This is a genomic window from Exiguobacterium sp. s183 (assembly GCF_018617655.1).
GTDB lineage: Bacteria > Bacillota > Bacilli > Exiguobacteriales > Exiguobacteriaceae > Exiguobacterium > Exiguobacterium aestuarii_A.
Map to the genome: position 1 here is coordinate 133,338 of NZ_JACSKN010000002.1, position 23,948 is coordinate 157,285.

Sequence of the window (23,948 nt, forward strand, 5' to 3'; positions counted from 1 at the left end):
CTAAAAACGACAAATTATCAATGAAAGTCGTTTGAATTTAGGTAAATTAAAATATCCTTATATTATAATATTTCATACATATTTTTATTTCTTTATAAAATTATTTCACGAAGGAGATCGCCCATGAACATTCTCATTACAGGAGGCTATGGTTTTTTAGGCAGTTCGATCGCCGAACGGTTCTTCAAAGAAGGGCATCGTATACATATTCTCGACAATCTCATATCCGGCTCAAAAGATACAATCGACTTCAAACATCGCCACTTGTCGGCAGACGTGGCCGACCGTAAGTGTGAGACATTTTTCAAAACGTATGCGTTTGATGTCGTCATCCATTGCGCGAACAGTTCAACCGAAGAGCACTCACACCCAACGACAGATGGTCTATTCAATTTGTTGTCCTTGTCTGAAAAATATGGAGTCAAAGAGTTTGTCTCCTTTTCATCAGCTGATGGATTCGAATTCGATGTCGATACAGACATACCTGAGACAGCGTCACTCGTTCCACGCTCGCCTTCTGCGTTAAATGAGCGACACGGCGAGGAGTACTGCCTGCACTGGGGCAATCACTCTGCACTCTCTACATTAGTTTTCCGCTTGTCTTCCGTGTATGGACCGAAGCAACATGTTAGTCTCACGAGTCGATGGATCCACGACCTCATGTCGACGACAAATCCGGAGCATCTCCGACTTCCTTTATCGCGTGACAGTCAAACTGATTTCATTTTTATCGGAGATGTAGTGGAAGCCGTATATCGGGGCGTGATCAGTGAATTATCGGGACTGTATCACCTGTCTTCGGGTGAACCGACTTCGATTAAATCATTCTGCGCATACCTAGGGATCCAACCACCACTTGCGAATCAACATGTACCGAAACATCAGCCCAGCCTCGACAACCGTAAATTGAAGACAGATTTAGACTGGGTACCTCGATTCGGTTTGGAAGAAGGGCTGCACGTAACGAAAAGTTATTATGCACAACAATCGTCATCCACATCGCCCCACCCAATTTCAAAAGAACGTCGATTTAAGAACGTACTCAGCCATCCGATCCTACGAACGCTAGAGAACCTCACCTTGTTCCTTCTGTTCTACATCGGGTCTCTTTTACTGACACCGATTGTGGATACGCCGGACTATTGGTTCATTTATGTCCTCTTGGCAGCACTGTTGTTCGGTAAGTCCCAAGCACTCATCGCTTCCCTCCTCGCTGTCGGGGTCCATCTCTACGAGAGTGCATCGATTGGTCGAAATATCCTGTCTCTCTTTGTCGACAACTCGATTTTGGCCACGTTCACGATGTACTTATTGATTGGTCTCGTCGTCAGCTATGTGATGGAACGTCGAAATATTGAAATTCAATTTTTGAAAGATGAATTGGCCGCAACGACCGAACGGCATACGTTCTTGAGCGAAATCTACGAAGAAACGCTCACCATCAAAAATCAGTTACAGCAACAGATTCTTCACTCAGAAGAGAGTATCGGAAGTGTGTATGAAGCGACGCGTGCCCTCGACAGTTTGGAACCAGAAGGGCTGTTCGTCGGATCGATTTCGGTTTTGGAGAAGACGCTAAAAGCTAAACATTTTGCGATTTACATGGTCAATCAGTCATCTTTCGCCCGACTCGCGGCAAAATCGGCTGATTCTACTTTCGCACCACGTAACTCGTTAGAAATCGTAGAGCAGACGGTGATTCATGAAGTAGTCACTTCTTCCGATATTGTTTTCAATACATCGCTAACGCCTGGTGAGCCTTTATTCGGTGCCCCGCTCATTCGTCAAGGCGAAGTAGTGGCCGTTGTCCTATGTTACGAAGTACCATTCCAGAATTTGACCTTGTCTTACCGCAATTTGATTGATGTCATGATCCGCCTCATCAACTCTTCACTCGATCGCTCGCTCGGGTACATTCATGCGATTCAATCTGATCGCTATGTCGGCAACACGAACGCATTGAAACAAGAGTACTTTGAGCGCATCCTCATTCAAAAAGAACAGGCACAACAGGAATTAAATATCCCGTATACGCTCCTGCTCATCGCAGAAGACAACAGTGAATCCGTCATTCAGAGCACGGATACGACGCTACGGACGACCGACTATTTAGGCTTCCGAACAGATGATCGATTGTATGCCATCCTGTCGAACGCGACGAAAGAAGAGTCACAAATCGTCATCGAACGTCTCGCACGTAAGGCGATTCGTGCCGAAGTCGTGGAGGACGTCACCTATGTGGATTAATCTTTTGCTGTTTCATTATGGCGTGTCTTTACTCGCCTTGCTTCTTTTGTTCGTGAAGCGACGCGAAGACATCATGCCAAGCTTCTTCTTGTTGTTGGCACTCCCCTTTTTCAGTTGGGGAATCCTCTATTATTTGCAACGCTCGAAGCATAGAGATGCCGAACTTCCAGATTGGTTACTTCGAAAAGAGACGTATGAAGATGTGTCGCTTCAACGACCAGATTTGTTGAACGAGACGAATATGATTTCCCTACAGGATGCGCTCATCCTCAACTCCAACCAAGTGAAGCGGAAGACGCTGATGAACGTATTAAAAAATGACTTTCTTCAACAAGCCCCGCTTCTCGCAGCAGCGCTCAAGAGTGAGGACAACGAGACGTCACATTATGCGGCAACCGCGCTACAACAAGCAAAATCATTGCTGTCTAAACAACTTCGACACGTGGAGCGAGAGCTAGCAGAACGTCCGAACGACTTAAGTGTCATGATCAACTACTTAAATATTCTGAAACAGATGATCGATATGGAATTTTTAGATCGACGCACACAAGTGAAATATACGTATTCCTACTTACATGCGTTAACCACCTTGATTGAACTGGGAGGGATGATCAATCCCGATTATCATGTCGAACGAATCCGGGTTGCACTTTCTCTAGAAGAGTATGACCAGGCGCTCGCAGCGAGCGAGCTCTTTTTAAGACAATATCCACGTCGTGAACAGGCCTACTTCGAGGCGATGCATGTTCATTATGTGATGAAGAACGTCAAACAAGTGCATCATATGGTCGATGCGCTTCGTGCATCCGACATTCGTCTCTCACCAGAGGGACTCCAACAATTACGATTTTGGATATAGGGGATTTTTTATGAAATATACATTTAAGATTCAAAAAGGGATGTATTTAATCGGTGGCTTTATCGCACTTTTCGGCTTCATCTTCATCCTAATTCGTTCAGATGTTGTCTTAAAGTTCCCACTGTTCTCAGAGAGTAATCCGACATCAATCCAATCACAATCCGTCTCTCGTGCAGACGGGATGCTCGACTCCTATTTAATATTGAACAGTACGAATGATGAACAGCTTGCTGAGCGTCTTCAGGAACGTTTTCGTTCGATTGGTAAAGAAAGCACTCTCAAGAACATTGAACAACTGACGTCTTTGACGGATGAGAAGACGGTCATCATCGCGACAGAACATCTCGACCGTTTAAAAGACCGAGATATTCTTCTCGATTATGTCGAAAAGGGCGGGACCGTCTTGTTTGCGACACGCCCGTCGCCGAGTGATCGACTGATGGAGATGTATCGCCAAATCGGCATCATCGAAATCGGATCATTTGTCGAGACGACTGGAGTTCGGTTGACCTCTCCGTTTTTCGAAGAGGATGCCGCAAAGTCATTTGAGTCAGAACGTCTATTGAACTCGTCACTCGCCTTACGGATTGACCCAGAGGCCAACTTACTCGCCACGTCCTCACAAGACTTGCCTTTACTGTGGTCAAAAACATACGGGGCAGGCCGATTCATCGTATTCAATGGCACGATGCTTTCCGAGTTCAACCAGCAGGCGCTTCTATTTGTCGGTCTCGCCCAAGGGGAACCTGTGTTGAGACCGATCTTGAATGCAGAAGTCACGACGCTTCAAGGTTTCCCATTCTTAGCTTCGAATGAACGACTTGTCACCAAGTCGATGACCGACCGTGACTACTTCCGGAACGTGTTTTGGGCCGACGTACAGCGCCTCGGCGCCAAATACGGGTTGAACTATGTCCTCGCCACGACGAGTCCTTCGTTGAATCCGACACCGGCAACCTCTGCATATTCGGAAGACTTAGCGCTTTATGGACGAGAGACACTACGATCCGGCGGAGAAATCGCCGTCTCAGGTTCCTCTTCCGAAGAGATTCGCGCAACGAAAACACAGTTTGATTACGCGTTACCCGGTCTCACCATTAAATCGTCTTATCTGACTGATGGAGAGACAGCTCAAGGCGTGTTTGATGATCATATGACAGAGATCGGGACGGCCAGTTTTCCAATAAAAACGGAAGCGGTCGTACAACTGCCATCGACCCCGCTCGACTTTTCCGACCCGGACTGGACAACGTGGACGCTCTTCAACGAGCTCGTAACAAGTGGGAGTGTCTCGATGACGCTCTCCCCTCAAAGCATCACGTCACAAACAGAAGGCGAAGCGTTGGTCACAGCCTTTCAATCTGTCTTAGATGAACAACGTCGCGACGTCCCGTGGCTCCGCTCGATGAAAGCATCGGACGTCGCACGAAACCATCACTTTTTTGAAGGTCACGTGTATGTCAGTCAGTCAGAAAACGTGTATACCTACACGTTGGACGAAGCAGCTGGTGCGACGTACTTTTACCTTCAATCTTCACAAGAGATTGAAGAGGTGGACCAGTGCGAAGTCGAACGAATCGGTCCTGACTTATATCTCGTCAAAACCGAAGCATTATCCTTCTCAATCCGATTGGAGGCGAAATGATGAAGATTTGCTTGATTTCAGAAGGTGCATATCCTCACGTGACGGGTGGTGTATCGAGCTGGATTCAGTCGCTCATCACCGAGATGCCCGAGCATGAGTTCATCGTTTACTCCATCTCGGCAAAAGAAGTGAAAGGAAGTAAACCGAAATATCCCATTCCAGAGAACTTGGTTGAACTGCATGAGATTCACCTCGGTGATTATGTAGACCAAAAGATTGTCAGCGGAAAACGATACAATCTGACGGACGCGGAACGCCTCGCCTTCCTGTCCCTCATGTCGGAGCGCCAGACGGACTGGGACGTATTGTTTCAGTTCTTTACGAGCGGTCGCATCGATTCGGTCATGAACTTCCTTGGCAGTAAAGATTTCTTCGATATCGTCAGTACGCTTTGTGAGAAACGGTTCGTCCAAGTGCCGTTCACCGATATGTTTTGGGCGCTCCGCTCGATGCTGTTACCGTTGTTCGTCTGTATCGACCATAAAGTACCGGAAGCGGACGTCTATCATAGCGTCTCGACCGGCTATGCGGGCGTACTCGGCGCCCTCGCAAAATATCAGTACGGCAAGCCGTTGCTCTTAACGGAACACGGGATTTACACACGGGAACGTGAAGAAGAAATCATCAAAGCCTCATGGATCAAAGGTTACTTTAAAGACGTATGGATCGATTATTTCTATAGCCTCTCCTACTGCGCTTACGGCTACGCCGATGACGTCAGCACGTTGTTCGAAGGGAACCGAGGGATTCAACTGGAGCTCGGTTGTCCGCCGGAGAAGACGTTCCTCGTCCCGAACGGCATCGATGTGTCTCGCTTCTCACCTGAAAGCCGTATGACACGTCCTGGCGTACACATTGGTGCCATCCTTCGGGTCGTCCCGATCAAAGACGTCAAGACGATGCTTCAAGCATTCGCCATCGTCCAAGAGAAGTTCGCGGAAGCCCAATTTTATCTCATCGGACCGTTAGATGAAGACGAGGAGTATTACGAGGAATGTCTCGAGCTCGTCGATATGCTCGGGCTCAAGCATGTTCATTTCACGGGACCTGCCAACGTTCAAGATTATTTGTCCTTTTTAGATATCCTCGTCCTCTCGAGCATCAGTGAGGGACAACCGCTTGTCATCCTCGAAGGGCTCGCCATGGAAATCCCGTTCGTCTCGACCGACGTCGGGGCTTGCCGTGAACTGCTCGAAGGCCCGAACGACCGCTTCGGAAAAGCCGGCAGCATCGTTCCCGTCATGCATTTTCATCTATTGGCGCACGAGATCATCAAATTGATCGAACAACCTGACGTACGAGAGACGTATGGGGAGAATGGACGGTCACGCGTCACGAATCACTACACCTTACCGATGATGATTGATGCATATCGTACTTATTATGAGAAAGGAGAACATCATGGCCGGAATCGGATTTCAATTGAAACGACTGTATGACAAATCAGGATTTTTCGGGCAGCTCCGTGCGTACGGCTATTCAGCCATCACGGCGGTCGGTCCGATGTTTCTCTCCATTCTGCTAATCACTGCATCGCGTGAATGGTTGCTCTACTTGAACGTCGGGGCGAGCGAAGTGAACATCTATATGGCAGCCGTCCAGTACACGTTCATCTTCTCGCAGTTATTGACGGGTGGATTTTTATTTACGATCTCACGGTTCGTGGCGGACCAGACCTTCTTAGAAAAAGAAGAAAACGTCTTGTCCTCGCTCTACGGGCTCATCAGTCTGATCGTCGTGATCGGTCTGGTCATCTCTGTGTTGTTTTATATGAGGTCCCCCCTCCCGTTCAGCTATAAGCTCGTGACATATCTGTATTTCACGCAACTATCCGTCATCTGGATTTTATCGATGTACGTGTCTGCCTTAAAAGACTATAAAAAAATCGTCACGAGTTATGTCCTCGGGACGTTGGTCGCAGCGTTCTTCATTTGGTTGTTGACGTCCCCGCTCGGTCATCCGACGGCGACCTCGGTGTTCATCGGGCTAAATCTCGGCTTCTTCGTCATTTTGATCCGATTGTTCCGCGACATCCATCATTATTTCCAAGTGAATAACCGCAACTACTTCTACTTTTTAGTATATCTCGAGAAGTATCCGCTCCTTTTCTTGATTGGAACGGCCTACTACTTCGGGTTGTATGGCCATAACCTCGCCACCTGGTTTAGTGACCGGGCGATTATCGTCGGGGAGACATACTTGATGGCGCCGTATTACGACACGCCGGTCTTCTACGCCTACTTGAGCGTCCTTCCGTCGCTCGTCTTATTCATGGTGACGCTCGAGACGACGTTTTATACGTCTTATAAGAAATACTACGGTCGGATCTTAAACGGGTATCCGTTCCAAGACATCCAGACCGCCAAGCGTGAGATGTTCCGTGTCCTCGGCTCAGAGCTCTTATTCATGGCCCAAGTCCAGATGCTCGTCACGTTCATCTTCTTGTTCCTCGGTGTCCGTTTATTGCCGTTCCTAGGCATGACGCAAAATCAGATCGACATCTTTATCATCGTCGTACTCGGTAGCTGGTTCTTGAGTCTCGTCATCACGATTTTCTTGATTCTACTGTATTTCGACGAGCGACGCGCCGCCATCCAACTGACAGGATTTTATGCGGTCACGAGTTTCCTCGTGACGCTCGCCCTCGTCTTGTTGTTCGATGTATATGGCGTCGGCATGTTCCTCTCTGCCATTCTCGCCTTCATGTGGGGAGCACGATTACTCATCCGGAGCTTGAACGATATCGACTATACGACGTTCTGCTCGCAGCCGATCGTCTATCAAGAAGTGACGACAAAAACGGAGATGTTCTTACGGCGCATCGGAAGTCTGTCTTAGAAGGAGTTTATATGTATGAAGCGTTTGCCTTACCCGAGAGTGATGATCGGCCTCATCATTCTCTTCTTTCTCTTGTTAGGGATACAAGCCTTATTAAAAGCACCTGAATCAGGCGCGACATCGACAGAACGTACTGAGACGATGAACGAGGTCGCCACACTCGATTCGACATTCAAAGAAGATAAGCGTGTCTATGACAAGCATGACGGGAACAAGCTCGAGCATGTGTATGTCACCATCTTCGACCAGCGTACCGTTCCCGAAAATGACTTGACGTTGTATGACTTGAACGAGTCGTACAAACAGTACAGCAACCTCGAGAGCGGTCCGAAGCTATATGTCCATTTCGAGACCGGGGATGCGAAAGGACCGGACGGAATCCAATTGTTCGATGAACAGGAAGTGAATGCGACGATCCAACTGCGCGGCCGGTCGAGCCGTCTCGAACCGCAAAAATCTTACAAGATTCGTCTTCAAGACAACGCAGGTCTTTGGTACGGTCAAAGCGTCCTCAACTTGAACAAACATGCCGACGACCGCACCCGCGTCCGGAACCGACTCGCGTTCGCGTACTATGAACAGTTAGACGATATCTCCAGTCTACGAACGAACTTTGTCCAGTTACACGTCCGGGATATGACCAATCCCGACAAAGCCGATACGTTCGAAGATTACGGACTCTATACCCACGTCGAACAATTGAACGAAGAAGCACTCGCCGCACGCGGGCTCAATCCGGATGGTCATTTGTATAAAGCCGAGAACTTCGAGTTCTTCCGTTATCCCGACAAACTCTTGCCGAGCGATGACCCGAACTATGACAAAAAAGCGTTCGAATCGGTATTGAAGATCAATGGGTCCGACAATCATGACGAACTGTTGACGATGCTCGACGACTTGAACGACTTGTCGAAACCGTTCGATCAAGTGTTCGACAAGTACTTTGATGAAGACAACTACCTGACCTGGCTCGGGACGAACATCTTGTTCGGAAACTATGACACGATGTCGACCAACTATTACCTGTATAGCCCGCTCAACTCGGAGAAGTGGTACTTCATGCCGTGGGACTTCGACAAGGCGCTCGGTCGGGACACGGAACGTACCGACGCCATGCCGAGTTGGCAACAAGGGATTCAGCGCTACTGGGGAACGCTTCTCCATCGTCGCTACTTAAAAGACCCGGAGAACGTCAAAGCGCTCCAAACGAAGATGACGGAACTTCAAGAGGTGATCAATCCGACCAGAACGAAACAATTGATCGATGGCTTTTATCCCGTCGTCTCGCCACTTGTAACGAGCGAACCGGATTTACGTTTCTTGAAGATCGAGGCGTCTTCCTATGAAGCAAATTATAAGAGATTAGAAGGCATCACGGCGAAATACGCGACAGACTTTGAACGGTCGCTCGAAAATCCGATGCCAATCTTCCTGCAGTACGGTCGCGACGGAAAACAAGATGTGTTCCGCTGGGATGCGTCATACGACCTTCAGAACGAGGAGTTGACGTATCACTTCGAATTGAGCACCTCGCCTGACTTTACAACCTTACTCAAAGAACAAACAAACTTGACGACGTTCTCTTATTCGATGCCGGCTCTCGCGCCAGGTCGCTACTATTGGCGCGTCACCGTTAAGGATGAATCGGGCAACACGCAAATCCCGTTCGATTATTATCGCGACAACGACCGCAAGCTCTATTGGGGCGTCCAACAAATCGTCATACCAGGAGAAGCATCATGAAACGATTCCGACATGAATTAAAATACTTTATCAACGAACAAGACTATCATACGCTTCGTGAGCGTATCGCCACGATTTTGAAACAAGATGAGCATTCCGTCTCTCGTGACGGCTACTTGATCCGAAGTCTCTACTTCGACAATGTCTACGACCACGACTTGATTCAAAAGAACAGCGGCATCTTCCGTCGGAAAAAGTTCCGCATCCGCACATATAACTATTCGGATACTGTCATTCGACTTGAGAAGAAGAGCCGCCAAGGCGAATATATCCTCAAGTCGTCCGTCGCCATCACGCGCGAGGAATACGAACAGATTTTAGATTGGGAGTATGATTTCTTACTCGAGAAGACCGAACCGCTCTACCATGAGTTTTATTCGTATCTCACGGGTACGATCATGCGCCCTCGGGTCATCGTCGATTATGTACGTGAGGCGTATGTCGGCAGCCTCGGCAACGTTCGGGTCACGTTTGACAAAGAACTGAGTTTCGTCACGAACAGTGTCGACCTGTTCGAACCAAACCCGGTCTCCGAAGAAGTCCTTGATTATCCGAAGACGATTCTCGAAGTGAAGTACGACGAGTTTTTACCGGACTATATCCGGCAAGTGTTACAACTTCATACCCATCAACGTTCCGCCATCTCGAAATATGTACACTGTCGGATGGCGAGCATTCAATATCACGGATTTTAGAAAGTGAGAGCCTATGGACACAACCGTAAACTTTAACGACATTATCAAAAATAGCTTTTTAAACGAGTTCAGCTTCGGCAACTTGTCAATCGTCGACGTCATGCTCGGACTGCTCACGGCTTTCCTAGCGGGGAGCTTCATCTACTTCATCTATAAAATTACCTATCGCGGCGTCCTGTATAGCCCGAGCTTCAACGCGACCCTCCTCGTTATGACGATGATCACGTCGCTCGTCATCATGACGATTTCGACGAACGTCGTCCTCTCGCTCGGGATGGTCGGGGCGCTCAGTATCGTCCGCTTCCGGACGGCGATCAAAGACCCGCTCGACGTCGTGTTCATGTTTTGGGCGATCGCTGCCGGTATTTCGAGTGGTGCCGGGCTCTACTTCCTGACCCTGTTCGGTGCAGCGGTCATCGGAGCCGTCATCGTCAGCCTCGCTCGTAAAAAACATACGGATACTCTTTATCTTCTTGTCATCCATTACTATGAGGACGGGAACGATGAAGTACGACGAGAGCTCCAGCAACTCGACTACACGCTCAAGTCGAAGATTGTTCGGAAAGACGTCGTCGAACTGACGGCTGAAGTCCGCTTGAAAATCGACAACACGGCCTTTATGAACCGATTGAATGACATCGAGGAAGTGCGAGATGTTTCTCTTGTTCAATACAATGGAGATTATGCTGTGTAAGACCACGGGACCGATTGAAAGATCGGTCCTTTTGCTGTCTCAACATCTCCGGGTTCTTTACCTTCGCAATTGAATCCTCATTCTCGCGCGTCGCATTGCTTAAAAACCCTTCTCCATCTATGTAGGAGACCTTTCAAAAAACAAATAATGTAAGCGTTGACATTCCGATTTCACTCATGCTACATTTCAAGTATCAAATAACAACTGAACGGTCTCCTGCGCAGGAATGTTACCTTTAGTGGGCATAACCTGGCTCGAGTCAGATGAATGACGTGACTTCACGTTCTTCATTTGGCACGGGTCAGGTTTTTTATTTGACGCAAACCCAAAAATCCATTGAAAAGGTAGGGAACGGACATGAAGTATGAACAGCTCGCACGTGACATCATCCAGCAAGTTGGCGGCAAAGAAAACGTCAACAGCGTCGTCCACTGTATCACCCGTTTGCGTTTCAAATTGAAGGATGAACAAAAAGCCAATACTGAAGCCATCAAAAATATGGATGGGGTCGTCACTGTCATGAAGAGTGGCGGTCAGTATCAAGTCGTCATCGGCAACCATGTTCCAGACGTGTATAAAGCGGTCGTCGAAGTCGGCGGATTCCAAAATCAATCACCGATCGAAGAAGGAAGTGCACCACAAGGGTCCTTGTTCAGTCGATTCATCGATACCATCTCTAGCATTTTCACTCCTGTCCTCGGCGTCTTGGCCGCGACCGGAATGATCAAAGGGTTCAACGCCTTGTTTGTAGCACTCGGTTGGCTCGACAGCACTTCCGGCACGTATCAATTGTTGAATGCGATTGGTGATTCGCTGTTCTACTTCTTCCCGATTTTCCTTGGCTATACGGCCATTAAAAAATTCGGAGGAAGCCCGTTCATCGGTATGGCCATCGGGGCATCGCTCGTCTATCCGACATTGTCCACACTCACTGCGGGAGACCCACTCTATACCGTCTTTACCGGAACGATGTTTGAGTCTCCGATCCATATCACGTTCCTTGGTGTTCCGGTCATTTTAATGACGTACTCGACATCGGTCATCCCAATCATCATCTCGGCGTTCTTCGCAGCGAAACTCGAGAAGTTCTTGAAGACCATCATTCCAGACGTCATCAAAATGTTCATCGTCCCATTACTTACGTTACTCATCGTCGTGCCGCTCACGTTCATCTTGATTGGACCGATTGCGACATGGGCTGGTATGTTGCTCGGTAGTGCGACGGTCGCCGTGTACAATTTGAGCCCGCTCGTCGCCGGTATCTTCCTCGGTGGTTTATGGCAAGTGTTCGTCATCTTCGGTCTTCACTGGGGACTTGTTCCGGTCGCCATCAACAACTTGACATCACTCGGAGCCGATCCTGTACTCGCACTTGTCTTTGCAGCATCATTCGCTCAAATCGGAGCCGTACTTGCCGTCTTCTTGAAAATTAAGAACCAGAAAATCAAAACACTTAGTATCCCGGCCTTTATCTCAGGCATCTTTGGGGTCACCGAACCGGCTATCTATGGGGTGACGCTTCCGCTTAAAAAACCATTTATTATGAGCTGTATCGGTGGTGCTGTCGGTGGTGGAATCATGGGAATCATGGGTACACAAGTCTATATTATCGGGGGTCTCGGTGTCTTTGGTTATCCATCAAACATCTCACCTGAAGGTATTACGACCGGCTTCTACGGTTCACTAATTGGAACAGCCGTTGCCTTCATTGTCGGATTCGTCTTAACGTACCTCTTCGGTGGTGTCAATAAAGCAGCGGCTACGACACCGCAACCAGAAGTCACTCCGGTCGCCAAAGAAGTATCCGCGACAACTGTCGGTCAAGAACAAATCGTCAGTCCGCTCAAAGGAACGGTCGTCCGTTTGAAAGACATCTCAGATGTCGCCTTCTCATCCGGTTCAATCGGTCAAGGCGTCGCAATCGAGCCGACGGAAGGCAAGCTCGTCGCCCCGGTCTCCGGTACCGTGTCCGCACTCTTCCCGACACATCATGCCATTGGCATCACGACGGAATCAGGGGCTGAAATCCTCATCCATATCGGCATGGATACCGTTCAATTAGAAGGAAAGCATTTCAAGGCACACGTCACGCAAGGTGAATTTGTCGAAAAAGGACAACTGTTGATCGAATTCGATATCGAGGCAATCGAACAATCCGGTCGTGCATTAACAACACCGGTAATTGTTACGAATCGAAAAGCACTTTCACCGAACAATGCCAACAACGTTCAGACGGGCGATCCAATTTTCAGCATTTAATGAATCAAGCGGGAGGAATCTTCCTCCCCTATTATAGAAAGGATGGATTCGATGAGTTTTCCAAAAGGATTTTTATGGGGCGGCGCGATTGCCGCAAACCAAGCGGAAGGTGCTTACTCAGAAGGTGGCAAAGGGCTGACGACAGTCGACTTGTTGCCAACCGGGAAGAAACGCTTTGACGTCATGTTCGGAGAGCTACCTTCTTTAGAGCCGGTGCCCGGTGAGTTCTACCCATCGCACGAGGCAATCGATTTTTATCATCGTTATAAAGAAGATATTGCGTTATTCGCCGAGATGGGATTCAAGGCACTTCGTCTTTCCATCGCGTGGTCACGTATCTTCCCGAACGGAGATGATGCAGAACCGAACGAGGAAGGACTACAGTTTTATGATGATGTCTTCGATGAACTATTGAAACATGGTATCGAGCCTGTCGTAACGATTGCTCACTTCGACGTCCCAGTCAGTCTCATCAAAAACTATGGAAGCTGGCGCAATCGCCGGGTTGTCGATTTCTTCGAGACGTATGCGACAACCCTCTTCACTCGCTACAACGGAAAAGTAAAGTATTGGATGACGTTCAACGAGATTAATATGCTGTTACACTTACCATTTATCGGTGCGGGAATCGTATTTGAGGATGGAGAAGACAAACAACAAGTGAAATATCAGGCGGCACACCATCAGCTCGTCGCAAGTGCGAAAGCGGTCAAAGCGGCCCATGCCATCAATCCAGAACTGCAGGTCGGCTGTATGCTTGCCGCCGGTCATACGTATGCCTATTCGTGTAACCCGAATGATGTGTTAGATGCGATGGACAAAGACAGGGAATCGTTTTTCTTCATCGACGTTCAATCGCGCGGGGAATATCCGGGATATGCGAAACGTTATCTAGAAGAACACGGGATCACACTTCAAATGGAAGACGGTGACCTCGAACTGTTGAAAGAGCACACGGTCGATTACATCGGCTTCAGCTATTATGCGAGCCGGACGACGAGCACAGACCCAGAGATTAACGCATCGACCGAAGGTAACATTTTCAGCTCGCTTGAGAACCCGTTCCTCGAGAAGTCAGAATGGGGCTGGACGATCGACCCAACCGGTTTCCGAATCACGGCGAACCAATTGTACGACCGTTACCAAAAACCATTGTTCGTTGTCGAGAACGGACTCGGTGCGGTCGACACACCGGATGCGAACGGATATGTTGAAGACGATTATCGCATCGACTATATGGCAAAACATATCGAACAGATGCACGAGGCCATCAAGGACGGTGTCGACATCATCGGCTACACGAGCTGGGGTCCGATTGACTTAGTGAGTGCGTCGACTGGTGAGATGAAAAAACGCTATGGCTTCATCTATGTCGATAAGGATAACGATGGGAACGGGACACTCAGCCGTTCGAAGAAAAAGAGCTTCGATTGGTATAAGCAAGTGATTACGACAAATGGAGCAGATGTGACACCTCCTGTTAAAACGATATAAATACGTAAATCGAACCAATTCAGTTGATTGGTTCGATTTTTTTCGGTTGAAAAATCATGATGACAGGTTCATCTATTATATGAATTTATACAAAAATTCAATATGTTTTACCAATTAAAATATTTTCCCAACTCTAAATCATCTATAAGTATATAATAACTTTATAAACATAATATGGAAGGTGATACTTGATGAATATTAATACATATTTGAAAGATTACGCACATACTTTACTCGGTGACGGCACTCATATCGCACCGAATATACCTGATAAAAAGTTGAATGGAGCTATTAAGAATTACGCTGAGGATGCGCTCCCGGAACATGTCGTTGCCTTGTACGACTCGACACTTTTTAAGAGTGGTAAAGAAGGCATGCTGTTTCTAGGTGATCGTTTCTACTTCAAACCGTTGCTCGAAAAACCGATTTGCGTTTACTACAAAAATTTGCAGCGCGTTGATTTGGACCGTGAAGTGACATATAAAAACGACAAGCTCAAAGAAAAAGTACACATCGTCATGCATACTGAGGAATATGATTATAGTCTATCGGATAAACTCGCGACGTATAACGTCGAAGGCGTCGTCGAACTATTGAACGGAATTGCCGCTTTGAAAGATAAAGAAGATGAGCTCGTCAACGTTTCTCAAGTGACGCCACTCGCCGACTTACCGGAATCATATAAGCTTACATATTTGAAAGTCTTAGCCAACTTCACGTTCGTCGATGATCATCAAATTGATGCACAAGAATACAGCGAACTCATGTCTCTCGTCACCCGCATCCACCTCAGTTCTGACTATCGTTTACAGCTTCGAGGTTATTTGAGTAACCCGGACGAGCACACTCCGACGATGACGTTAATTGATGAGTTACGCGATTTGTCGACGACCATCGATTTCTCCATAGTCGAAAAATCATTATTCAAAGACTTACTTTACTTATTCAAATTAAAGCGTCCACTCTCGGCTTGGTTTGAAAATAAATTTCTTGAAGAATTGAAGGAAGTTCTATCCATTTCGCGTGAAGAGATCGAACTCATTTCAAGTGCCATTCAAAGCGACGAAGATATTTTGACGTTCCGTAAAAACGACTCAGAAATCGCCAAATCGATGAAAGACTTGGCGGCGAAAGCTGCTGCTGTCGGCGTTCCCCTTACAGCTATTTATTTATCGGGGTCGGTCGTCGGATTGAGTGCCGCCGGATTGACGTCTGGTCTTGCCTCGCTTGGTATGGGTGGACTGCTCGGCTTCTCGAGCATGTTCACAGGTATCGGCGTATTGGTCGTCATTGGTGTCGGTACGTATCAAGGATTAAAGAAAATCACCGGCATGAAAGATATTGAGAATAACAAACAGCGCGAATTTATGTTGCAAGCTATTATTCGCAACACGCAACAAACACTCAACTACCTACTAGAGGACATTAATGAAATCTCGCACCGACTCGTTGTCGCGATTCAACAAGGAAACACCAACTCAGCAAAAATAAATGAGTTATCAAATATGTTGCAAATGCTAAGTCAGAGTGCCCAATTCAGTGCTGACAAACAAGTCCACTCTCAAAAAGAACAAATCATCACGCAGTTGCCTCCAAAACTGAGCACAATCCGATTGGACGAGTTGACTTCGAAACCGACGTATCAGAAGCTACGCGAGTACGTCTACTCATGCTACACGCCACAATCAATTCAAATCGACGATCTGACATTCAGCGACGAGGAAGAATTTGTCTTGAAAGAGACTCTCACTTTAGAAGAGTTCGAACAGTTACATGAATCGTTCCAGGCGATTGGCTACTTCGAGATGTCTGGTGGTGGTTTGGCAGAAGTCACAGGTGGGGCAAAACGTCTTGTGAAGAACGTCTTTGGTGACAAATGAACCGATCCGATCAAGAAATAATTGATGAGGCAAAAGCTCTACTCGTTCAACAACATCAAGCGGCGCAGGCCGAGCAACGCTTAGGCGACATCCATTCACACTTGAATCAACTTGAAGACACGCAGGACGCTCAAACGGTAGCGCTCGACCACTTATTCGAGGACATGATGCGACTGATGAATGGTCAGGTGCCACAAGCAGCCACACCTCAGTTGACGCCACTAGCTGTCCCGACATTCGAGGATCTCGAATCAGTTCAAGTCTTAGACGTTTCATGGAATCTCTATTTAACGAATCTCGATTCATACGCGACCCGTCATGACGTGACGGGACTCGACGACCCCTTCGCCCATCTTTTGACGGCAAGACAGCGGCATGATTTGGCGACAACGTTCAAAGAGGAGTTCTTGCTGAAGGAAGCAGAATGCGACCGTTTTGATTACATGATCGCGTCTTTCAGCGGTCTTGTTGCGGGACTAATCGACAGCTTCTTTGTCGGCTCTCCGACCGATAGTAAACTCCGAAGTTGGTCGGATGAAACGGTCGACAACGTCGTCATCAAATTTGCGAATCTTGTCTGGAAACAAGACAAGAAGAACGGGGCAAACCTCCGCAAGCAACCCGATTCGATCGCGAGTGCTATCGGTTTTTTGGAACGACGCTTTAAAGTGAACTATGACGCACGTTACGCAAAAGATTTGAAGATGGGTGAAGCGACGCTCAATATGCGTCCGTCAGACCACCATTTGAAGTCGCTCGCCCACGCACCGGACATCATCGGCTTGTTCTTCTCGATTTTGGATCAGTTCACAGGGAAAGCAAGCTTCGTATCAGATGGTCGCCTGCTTCGACTCGAGCCAAAAGAAGATGGTACGCAAAAGCTACAAGGTGGTAACTTACTGGCTAAACTGTTTGCCGGGTTTGCCAACTGGTTCGGTCATCTCTTATCTGACATATCCGGTTCGAGTGGTGTGCGCGGACACGATAATGGTCGTCGTGGCGCCGGGATTCCGCTCCCATTTTTCGAACTGTTCCAATTCGCCGATTTCGGACAAGTTTCACATAACGGACAGACACTCTCCTTCGCTGACTTTTCAACAAAAGTGTTCGAGAGTGGGTACGATGCTCGTCACGGTGTCGCGATGGCAGTACCCGTCATCTTTAATGAGCTCGTCATCCGTCTACTTTGGGGATTAAAGAGTCTGTTCTATCATAAAAACGGATGGCTCGCCTCGATTCCAGTCGGCAACAAGCCGACACTTCGGAAAATGCTACTCGTCGGGCACGGCGCTTTATGTTTGACCGACGGGATGGATGCATATATTCGAAGTGGCAACGTACCCATTTTATTTGCGACACGCTTGAACTATGTAGCATGGAGCCGCTTCGCGTTCGCCTCGATGCAAGAGTTGAAGCACGTGCTCGGCAAAGACGTGTACGACTGGAAAGCGGTCGACGCTCATCTCGAGCAAGAATGGAAAAAGCTTAGATTGTGATAAGTAAACAGTTATTTTTTAATAGGTTGCTCTCTTTTTACTCACTTACTTTAATCTGTGATATTTTTATAATACATTTTATTAATTTTGTATCTTCCAAAGCAATTTGATATATAAATTAATCAATAAATAAAATGAAATAGAGGTGGTTTTTGTGGCAGAAGCTTTTAGAGAATTTTTCCATAATACACATTTAGACTTTAAAAACCTGGATTCAGATACTTTAGTTGTATTTGACACAAATACCTTATTAAATATTTATAGATATTCCAATGATACTCGAGAAAAACTTGTCAACACAATAAAGTCCATAAAAGAAAATGTTTGGATTCCTTATCAAGTCGGACTAGAATTCAATTTACAAAGAAGAAGTGTGCAACAACAAATTAAAGACAAGCTAGAATCTAAAGAAAGTGAAATTGATTCTTATTTTTCAAGTCTTGAAAAAGAAATCAATTCAAATTTATTAGTGATTCCTTTAAAAAGTAGCGATATTCAGAACTCGAAAAAAGAAATCTTAGATTTTGTAGCTTCAGAGCTATCTACCCTTAAAACTAAAACTAACGAAAAAATAAAAGAGTTATTTGGGATGATTGACCTCGAAAAAGATCTTATTGAAGAATTTGAAGAGATATTTAAAGATCGAATTGGTGAATGCTATACGCCAGAAGTATTATCAACTAAATTAAGTGATGCTGAAAGTAGGTTTGAAAAGCTCATACCTCCTGGGTTTGAGGATCGAAAAAAGAAGGACACCATATATTATAATGGATTAGAAATACCAGAAAAATTTGGAGATTTAATTCTTTGGTATCAAATTCTTGATCGAGCAAAAGATGAAGCAATTAATAAAGTTGTCTTTATTACAGATGATCAAAAAGATGATTGGTGGTATAGACTAAAAGGCAAAACAATAGGCCCACGTGCAGAATTAAAAAATGAACTACTAAGAATTTCAAATGCGGATTTATTTATGTATAGTTCTAATTCATTCTTAAACCAATTCTCAGATACAGGAATTAAAGATTTAATCTCTGAATCCGTAAAAGACACGAGCACTTCCTTCAAAAAAATCACATTTGTTACTCCTTCTAAGTTTCAAGAAACAGATGGTGATTCAGATACAGGTCTTAAGTTAAAAGACAATAGACAATACAAATATGAAAATTTCTTGTTTAAATTAGCATTAGAGAACATTCAAAAACAGTTAGACTCTCTAGAAAATGACGGAAAAGATCCATATTCAACTGAATATATAGATTTACTTATCAAAAAAGCTGAAATAGAAAACAAAATTGAATTAAATAAAAAGTTATTAGATATCTCAAATAAAGAACATTAAGCGTCACCCCTCAGCTGTGAGGGGTGACGCTTAATGTTCTATCTAGATTATAACCAATACCTATTCCACCCCAAACCGATACACCGTCCGCGAGTGATACAACTCACCTGGTTTCAGTTCGATCGAGGTCGCAACGTCCGGATGGTTCGGGGCGTCCGGGAACGCCTGTGCCTCGAGACAAATCGCGCTATGTTTTTGTCGGCCGTCGAGCGTCACTGGTGTCTCTTCACTGAGGAAGTTGCCCGTATAGACGACCATGACGGGTTGATTCGTCTCGACGGTCATTGTCCGTCCGCTCTCCGGGTCATGTAGCCTCGTCTCTCCGTCCTTCAAGATAAACGGATGATCGAGTCCCCCGGCTTTTACAATCGCTTCGTCTCCTGACTCGAGCGCCTCTCGAACCACTTTCCCATCTCGGAAATCAAACGGGGTCCCGCTCACGTCACGCAACTCTCCTGTCGGCAGCGATTCCGCATCGAGCACCCCGACCGAATCAGCTGGTAGCGTCAGCTCATGGTCATGGATGGTCGGGCGTCCACCGAGATTGAAGTAGTTGTGATGGTTCAGGTTGACCCACGTCAGTTGGTCCGTTTCCGCCGTCATCGTGACAATCAGTTCATTGTCATCTGTCAGCTCATATAACACTTTGAAGAAGACGTTTCCGGGATATCCTTCTTCCCCGTCCGGACTCACATACGTGAACTGGATGCACTGCTCGTCGGCATCCATCTCCCAGTGTCGAGCCGTGATGCCTTTGTCGCCTCCATGGATATGATGAGGCGCCTCGCTTGGGGTCAAGGCGACACCATCGATTTCCGCGTCACGGATCCGTCCAGCAATCCGCCCGACGACCGATCCGAGATAGACCGGATTTTCTAAGTATTGAGAGACGTCCCCATATTTCAAGATGACCGAGTCGAGATTACCGTCTCGGTCCGGGGCCGTCAGTTCCGTCATCGCACAGCCATAGTCGATAGCGGATAGTTTCATGCCGTTGGTGTTTTGAATCGTCGCTTGTTTCACTCGTACAACCACCTTTAGTTCGTTTTCTCTCTCATTCCCGACCTTGGTGTTCCGTACTCCACTTTATCGACATGACTCAAGAGCGAACGGACGAACACATCAAACCGTTCCTGCCCCGTTTCCGTCTGTTTGAAGACTCCTGCGTCTTCGAGTCCTTTCACGAACTTGTCGACGACGGCTTGGTCGACGATTGTTTTCGGGTCGCCCGCCTTCTTGCGTAGTGTATCGGCCCATTCCTGGTGCATCGCTTCGACTTCGACGTCCTCGCCCGCCACATAACGGACGACTTGTTCGAGTTCCGTCTTCAGGCGTGCCGGTAAGACGGCGAGTCCCATCACCTCGATCAAGCCGATATTCTCACGCTTGATGTGGTGCACATCAGCATGAGGATGGAAGATGCCGTCCGGATGTGCGTCGCTCGTCCGATTGTTCCGAAGAACGAGATCGAGCTCATAGCGCCCGTCCCGTCGTCTCGCAATCGGAGTGACCGTGTTATGCGGGACGCCATCCGTATACGGGATGACCTCACTCGATTCGTCCTCATAGTCACGCCAATAGCCGAGCAACTGATTCGCCAACATGACGAGCTGCTCTTGTTGACGGGAACGGAGACGAACGACCGAGAGCGGCCAGTAGAGCGTCTCAATCTCGACCTGGTCATAGCGTTCCGAGCGATACGTCGAGACGACTCGCGCATCATCCATCGCAAACCGGTAGCGGCCGGCCTGATAATGGTCGTGCGTCAAAATCGAACCGCCGACAATCGGCAAGTCCGCGTTCGACCCGGCGAAATAATGCGGGAACTGTGTGATAAAGTCGAGCAGACGCTCGAACGCACCGCGGTCGATGACCATGTCGCGCACCTCGTTCGACAACAAAATCGAGTGCTCGTTGTAGTAGAGGTACGGTGAATATTGGAACGACCACGGTTGACCGCCGAGTGTGAGCGGGATGATGCGATGGTTCGCACGCGCCGGATGTTTCAAGTGCCCGCCGTAGCCTTCGTTCTCAATCGCGAGCAACCCTTTCGGATAGTTCGACGTCGGGGTCGGCTGCGTCCGAGCGAGTGCGATCTCACGCGGGTCCTTCTCCGGTTTGGACAAGTTGATGGTGATGTCGAGCGTGCCATAGCGGGTCGGTGCCTTGTACGTGATGTTGTTCGCGATTCGCCGCGTCTGGATATAGTTTGACGCCTGGCTCATCCGATAGAAATAATCCGTCGCAGCCGTCACGTCAGTCGCACGGAGTTCATTGAAACGACGCGTCACTTCAGACGGTTTCGAGACGAAGACGTTCATCACTTCGGCCATAAAGCGGTCCTTTTCTTCCAGGATTGGTTCAATCAACTCCTGTTCGATCGCATATGCGACCAGCTCCTCTAATGCGTCCGGGATTTCTATCGACGGCACAGACGTCGGGACGTCCATGTCGAATTTATGAAGTGTGGCGAGTACACGGTTCCGTGAATAGATCCGGTCCTGTTCTTCAATCAACTCTGCACGAATCGCCGCCTCGACGAGCGCCTCAATCGTCACATCAATCATCGTCTCACCTCTTTCGCCTGATAACCGAATGGATGGGTCGCATGCCAGTTCCACGCGTCCGTCAAAATCGTTTCGACATTCGAGCGGGTCGGTGTCCAACCGAGGACGCGTCGTGCCTTATCGGAAGAGGCGATCAACTTCGCCGGGTCACCGGCGCGGCGTTCCCCGAGTCGGACCGGGATATCATGACCCGTCACGCGACGTGCCGCTTCAACGATTTCAAGCACGGATAATCCGTTCGCCGTCCCGAGGTTAAACACATCGCTCGCCCCGTCTTCCCGTAAATAACGGAGTGCGAGAAGATGCGCGTCGACGAGGTCTTGGACGTGGATGTAGTCGCGGATACACGTGCCGTCTTCTGTCGCATAGTCGTCACCGAATACGGTGATGGCGTCACGCTGTCCGTTCGCCACTTGAAGGACGATTGGGATGAGGTGTGTCTCCGGGTCATGGTCTTCCCCGATCTCACCGGTCGCGATTGCGCCGGCAACGTTGAAGTAACGGAGCGCGACCGAGCGGATGCCGTGCGCCTGGTCACACCAGCGAATCATCGACTCCATCGCAAGTTTCGTCGCCCCGTACGTGTTCGTCGGGTTCGTCAGCGCCGTCTCATCGATCGGCATGACGGTCTGGTCACCGTATGTCGCGGCCGTCGAGGAGAAGACGATCCGCTTCACCCCTGCGTCCCGCATCGCCTCGAGAAGCACCTGTGTCCCGAAGACGTTGTTGTCATAGTAGGCGAGCGGGTCCGACATCGATTCACCGACGAGCGAGTTTGCCGCGAAATGAAGGACGTCCGTGATTCTTTCTTTCGCGAATACCTCTTTCACGAACGCACGGTCACGCAAGTCTCCTTCATAGAAACGGACGTCTTGCGGGATCGACTCGACGTGTCCCGTCTGGAGATTGTCGAGGATGACGACGTCCTCCCCGTCTTTCAATAAGGCACGGACGGCGTGCGATCCGATATAGCCGGCACCGCCGACGACAAGTACACTCATTTCACTTCCTCCTCTACGAGTTCTCTGACGCCGTCCCCAACCGAGGCGACGTAACATGTCGGCGCGTAACCGATCGTCTCTTCGTACTTCGCAGACGTCTGTTTGATCATCGCATTCGTATCCGTTTGTCGGACGATGGCGATGGCACAGCCACCGAATCCGGCCCCTGTCATACGGGTCCCGATGACACCGTCACAGCCTTGGGCGGCCGCGACGAGCGTATCGAGCTCGAGCCCCGTCACTTCATAATCGTCACGAAGCGACGCGTGTGACGCGTTCATCAACTGACCAAACGTCTCGAGTCGTCCTTCTTGTAAAGCGGTATAGGCAAGTTTCGTCCGCTCGTTCTCCGAGACGGCGTGGCGTGCCCGTTTGCGGAGCGTCTCCGGTAAGTCAATCGCGACTTGTTCGAATGCCTCCATCGACAGCTGCCCGAGTGACGCCACGTCGAATTTTGGTTGAATCAACCCGAGCGCCGTGTCGCATTCACGTCGACGTTCGTTATATTTCGAGTCGGCGAGCTCGCGTCGTTTGTTCGTATTCATGATGACGATGTCATATCCGTCGAGTGCGATCGGTGCGTAGTCATGATGGAGCGTCTCACAATCGAGGAGCATCGCCTGCCCGGCCTTGCCCATCCCGATGGCGAACTGATCCATGATACCGCTGTTGACGCCGATGAATGTGTTCTCGACACGTTGTCCGAGTCGGACGAGGTCAAGTCGTTCGAGACCGAGACCGTACACTTCATTCAACATGAACGCCGTCACGAGTTCGAGGGAGGCCGATGACGAGAGACCTGCCCCGTTCGGGATGTTGCCCGCGAGGAGGAAGTCGAACCCGTGAATATCGTGCCCGTCTTGTCGAAGGAGCTTGACGACACCTTTCACGTAGTTCGCCCAGTCGTGGCTCGCCTCATACGTCCCGTCCGTCACAGGGAACGACACGATGCCGACGTCCTCAAAGTTACGTGAGTAGACACGAATCAAATCGTCCTCCCGCTTCTTCACGAGTCCATACGTCCCGAACGTGATCGCACATGGGAAGACGTGCCCTCCGTTATAGTCGGTGTGCTCGCCAATCAAGTTGATGCGACCCGGTGCGAAGAACACCCGGTCCGCTGATCCGGCGAACACCTCCTCGAATTGTTGTTTCAGCTGTTCCATATCAAATGAAAGCATACGGCTT

Annotated in this window: 17 protein-coding genes; 13 read left to right on the forward strand and 4 right to left on the reverse strand. The window is 48.4% G+C overall.

The genetic code is table 11. The annotated features are described in order from the left end of the window. Positions 1 to 123: 123 nt before the first annotated feature. The 13 genes from KNP62_RS06220 to KNP62_RS06280 all read left to right on the forward strand — a co-directional run bounded on the left by KNP62_RS06220 (position 124) and on the right by KNP62_RS06280 (position 19,192). On the forward strand, positions 124 to 2,247 hold the full coding sequence (locus KNP62_RS06220) for an NAD-dependent epimerase/dehydratase family protein (protein ID WP_214784413.1): 2,124 nt from the start codon (positions 124 to 126) through the stop codon (positions 2,245 to 2,247). Then, on the forward strand, positions 2,237 to 3,106 hold the full coding sequence (locus tag KNP62_RS06225) for a hypothetical protein (RefSeq protein WP_214784416.1): 870 nt from the start codon (positions 2,237 to 2,239) through the stop codon (positions 3,104 to 3,106). The genes KNP62_RS06220 and KNP62_RS06225 overlap by 11 nt, the downstream gene beginning before the upstream one ends. Before the next feature lie 10 nt (positions 3,107 to 3,116). Then, positions 3,117 to 4,751 carry a DUF2194 domain-containing protein gene (locus tag KNP62_RS06230; protein ID WP_214784419.1) on the forward strand — a complete coding sequence of 545 codons (1,635 nt, stop codon included), beginning with the start codon at positions 3,117 to 3,119 and terminating at the stop codon, positions 4,749 to 4,751. Further along, complete coding sequence (gene pelF / locus KNP62_RS06235; protein ID WP_214784422.1) at positions 4,751 to 6,190, forward strand: GT4 family glycosyltransferase PelF; 1,440 nt, start codon at positions 4,751 to 4,753, stop codon at positions 6,188 to 6,190. The genes KNP62_RS06230 and pelF overlap by 1 nt, the downstream gene beginning before the upstream one ends. Continuing rightward, positions 6,153 to 7,589 (forward strand): exopolysaccharide Pel transporter PelG, encoded by a 1,437-nt coding sequence (gene pelG / locus KNP62_RS06240; protein WP_214784424.1) that lies wholly within the window; start codon positions 6,153 to 6,155, stop codon positions 7,587 to 7,589. Before pelF ends, pelG begins: the two co-directional genes overlap by 38 nt. A gap of 15 nt (positions 7,590 to 7,604) precedes the next feature. Then, positions 7,605 to 9,332, forward strand: a complete 1,728-nt coding sequence (locus tag KNP62_RS06245; RefSeq protein WP_214784427.1) for a CotH kinase family protein — start codon at positions 7,605 to 7,607, stop codon at positions 9,330 to 9,332. Next, positions 9,329 to 10,027, forward strand: a complete 699-nt coding sequence (locus KNP62_RS06250; RefSeq protein ID WP_214784430.1) for a polyphosphate polymerase domain-containing protein — start codon at positions 9,329 to 9,331, stop codon at positions 10,025 to 10,027. The genes KNP62_RS06245 and KNP62_RS06250 overlap by 4 nt, the downstream gene beginning before the upstream one ends. Before the next feature lie 13 nt (positions 10,028 to 10,040). Beyond that, positions 10,041 to 10,721 (forward strand): DUF4956 domain-containing protein, encoded by a 681-nt coding sequence (locus tag KNP62_RS06255; protein ID WP_214784433.1) that lies wholly within the window; start codon positions 10,041 to 10,043, stop codon positions 10,719 to 10,721. Between the two features lie 357 nt (positions 10,722 to 11,078). Further along, positions 11,079 to 12,980, forward strand: coding sequence for a beta-glucoside-specific PTS transporter subunit IIABC (locus tag KNP62_RS06260; RefSeq protein WP_214784436.1), 1,902 nt, complete (start codon positions 11,079 to 11,081; stop codon positions 12,978 to 12,980). Positions 12,981 to 13,022: 42 nt separating this feature from the next. Further along, on the forward strand, positions 13,023 to 14,474 hold the full coding sequence (locus tag KNP62_RS06265) for a 6-phospho-beta-glucosidase (RefSeq protein ID WP_251125621.1): 1,452 nt from the start codon (positions 13,023 to 13,025) through the stop codon (positions 14,472 to 14,474). A 191-nt stretch (positions 14,475 to 14,665) separates the two neighbouring features. Next, a complete protein-coding gene (locus KNP62_RS06270) occupies positions 14,666 to 16,354 on the forward strand; it encodes a hypothetical protein (RefSeq protein WP_214784442.1) in 1,689 nt (562 codons plus the stop codon). Next, on the forward strand, positions 16,351 to 17,850 hold the full coding sequence (locus KNP62_RS06275; protein ID WP_214784445.1) for a hypothetical protein: 1,500 nt from the start codon (positions 16,351 to 16,353) through the stop codon (positions 17,848 to 17,850). Before KNP62_RS06270 ends, KNP62_RS06275 begins: the two co-directional genes overlap by 4 nt. Positions 17,851 to 18,004: 154 nt before the next feature. Next, on the forward strand, positions 18,005 to 19,192 hold the full coding sequence (locus KNP62_RS06280; RefSeq protein ID WP_214784448.1) for a PIN-like domain-containing protein: 1,188 nt from the start codon (positions 18,005 to 18,007) through the stop codon (positions 19,190 to 19,192). A 60-nt stretch (positions 19,193 to 19,252) separates the two neighbouring features. Here KNP62_RS06280 and KNP62_RS06285 read toward each other — a convergent pair whose 3' ends face one another. From KNP62_RS06285 to KNP62_RS06300, 4 genes are read right to left on the reverse strand one after another with little or no spacing between them, the layout of a single operon-like run. After that, positions 19,253 to 20,215, reverse strand: a complete 963-nt coding sequence (locus KNP62_RS06285) for an aldose epimerase family protein (protein ID WP_214784451.1) — start codon at positions 20,213 to 20,215, stop codon at positions 19,253 to 19,255. A 14-nt stretch (positions 20,216 to 20,229) separates the two neighbouring features. Then, positions 20,230 to 21,759: a UDP-glucose--hexose-1-phosphate uridylyltransferase gene (locus tag KNP62_RS06290; RefSeq protein ID WP_214784454.1), complete on the reverse strand. Its 1,530-nt coding sequence runs from the start codon at positions 21,757 to 21,759 to the stop codon at positions 20,230 to 20,232. Next, positions 21,756 to 22,760, reverse strand: a complete 1,005-nt coding sequence (galE, locus tag KNP62_RS06295; RefSeq protein ID WP_214784456.1) for a UDP-glucose 4-epimerase GalE — start codon at positions 22,758 to 22,760, stop codon at positions 21,756 to 21,758. Before galE ends, KNP62_RS06290 begins: the two co-directional genes overlap by 4 nt. Next, entirely contained in the window at positions 22,757 to 23,941 is a 1,185-nt protein-coding gene (locus KNP62_RS06300) for a galactokinase (protein ID WP_214784459.1), read from the reverse strand. The genes galE and KNP62_RS06300 overlap by 4 nt, the downstream gene beginning before the upstream one ends. Positions 23,942 to 23,948: the final 7 nt, after the last annotated feature.

Excerpts from the sequence above, each read along its gene's own strand:
- KNP62_RS06250 (WP_214784430.1), top strand. The coding sequence starts at position 9,329 with ATGAAACGATTCCGACATGAATTAAAATACTTTATCAACGAACAAGAC.
- KNP62_RS06225 (WP_214784416.1), top strand. The coding sequence starts at position 2,237 with ATGTGGATTAATCTTTTGCTGTTTCATTATGGCGTGTCTTTACTCGCC.
- KNP62_RS06220 (WP_214784413.1), top strand. The coding sequence starts at position 124 with ATGAACATTCTCATTACAGGAGGCTATGGTTTTTTAGGCAGTTCGATC.
- KNP62_RS06230 (WP_214784419.1), top strand. The coding sequence starts at position 3,117 with ATGAAATATACATTTAAGATTCAAAAAGGGATGTATTTAATCGGTGGC.
- KNP62_RS06260 (WP_214784436.1), top strand. The coding sequence starts at position 11,079 with ATGAAGTATGAACAGCTCGCACGTGACATCATCCAGCAAGTTGGCGGC.
- KNP62_RS06270 (WP_214784442.1), top strand. The coding sequence starts at position 14,666 with ATGAATATTAATACATATTTGAAAGATTACGCACATACTTTACTCGGT.
- pelF (WP_214784422.1), top strand. The coding sequence starts at position 4,751 with ATGAAGATTTGCTTGATTTCAGAAGGTGCATATCCTCACGTGACGGGT.
- KNP62_RS06275 (WP_214784445.1), top strand. The coding sequence starts at position 16,351 with ATGAACCGATCCGATCAAGAAATAATTGATGAGGCAAAAGCTCTACTC.
- pelG (WP_214784424.1), top strand. The coding sequence starts at position 6,153 with ATGGCCGGAATCGGATTTCAATTGAAACGACTGTATGACAAATCAGGA.
- KNP62_RS06290 (WP_214784454.1), bottom strand. The coding sequence starts at position 21,759 with ATGATTGATGTGACGATTGAGGCGCTCGTCGAGGCGGCGATTCGTGCA.
- KNP62_RS06265 (WP_251125621.1), top strand. The coding sequence starts at position 13,023 with ATGGATTCGATGAGTTTTCCAAAAGGATTTTTATGGGGCGGCGCGATT.
- KNP62_RS06255 (WP_214784433.1), top strand. The coding sequence starts at position 10,041 with ATGGACACAACCGTAAACTTTAACGACATTATCAAAAATAGCTTTTTA.
- KNP62_RS06245 (WP_214784427.1), top strand. The coding sequence starts at position 7,605 with ATGAAGCGTTTGCCTTACCCGAGAGTGATGATCGGCCTCATCATTCTC.
- galE (WP_214784456.1), bottom strand. The coding sequence starts at position 22,760 with ATGAGTGTACTTGTCGTCGGCGGTGCCGGCTATATCGGATCGCACGCC.
- KNP62_RS06300 (WP_214784459.1), bottom strand. The coding sequence starts at position 23,941 with ATGCTTTCATTTGATATGGAACAGCTGAAACAACAATTCGAGGAGGTG.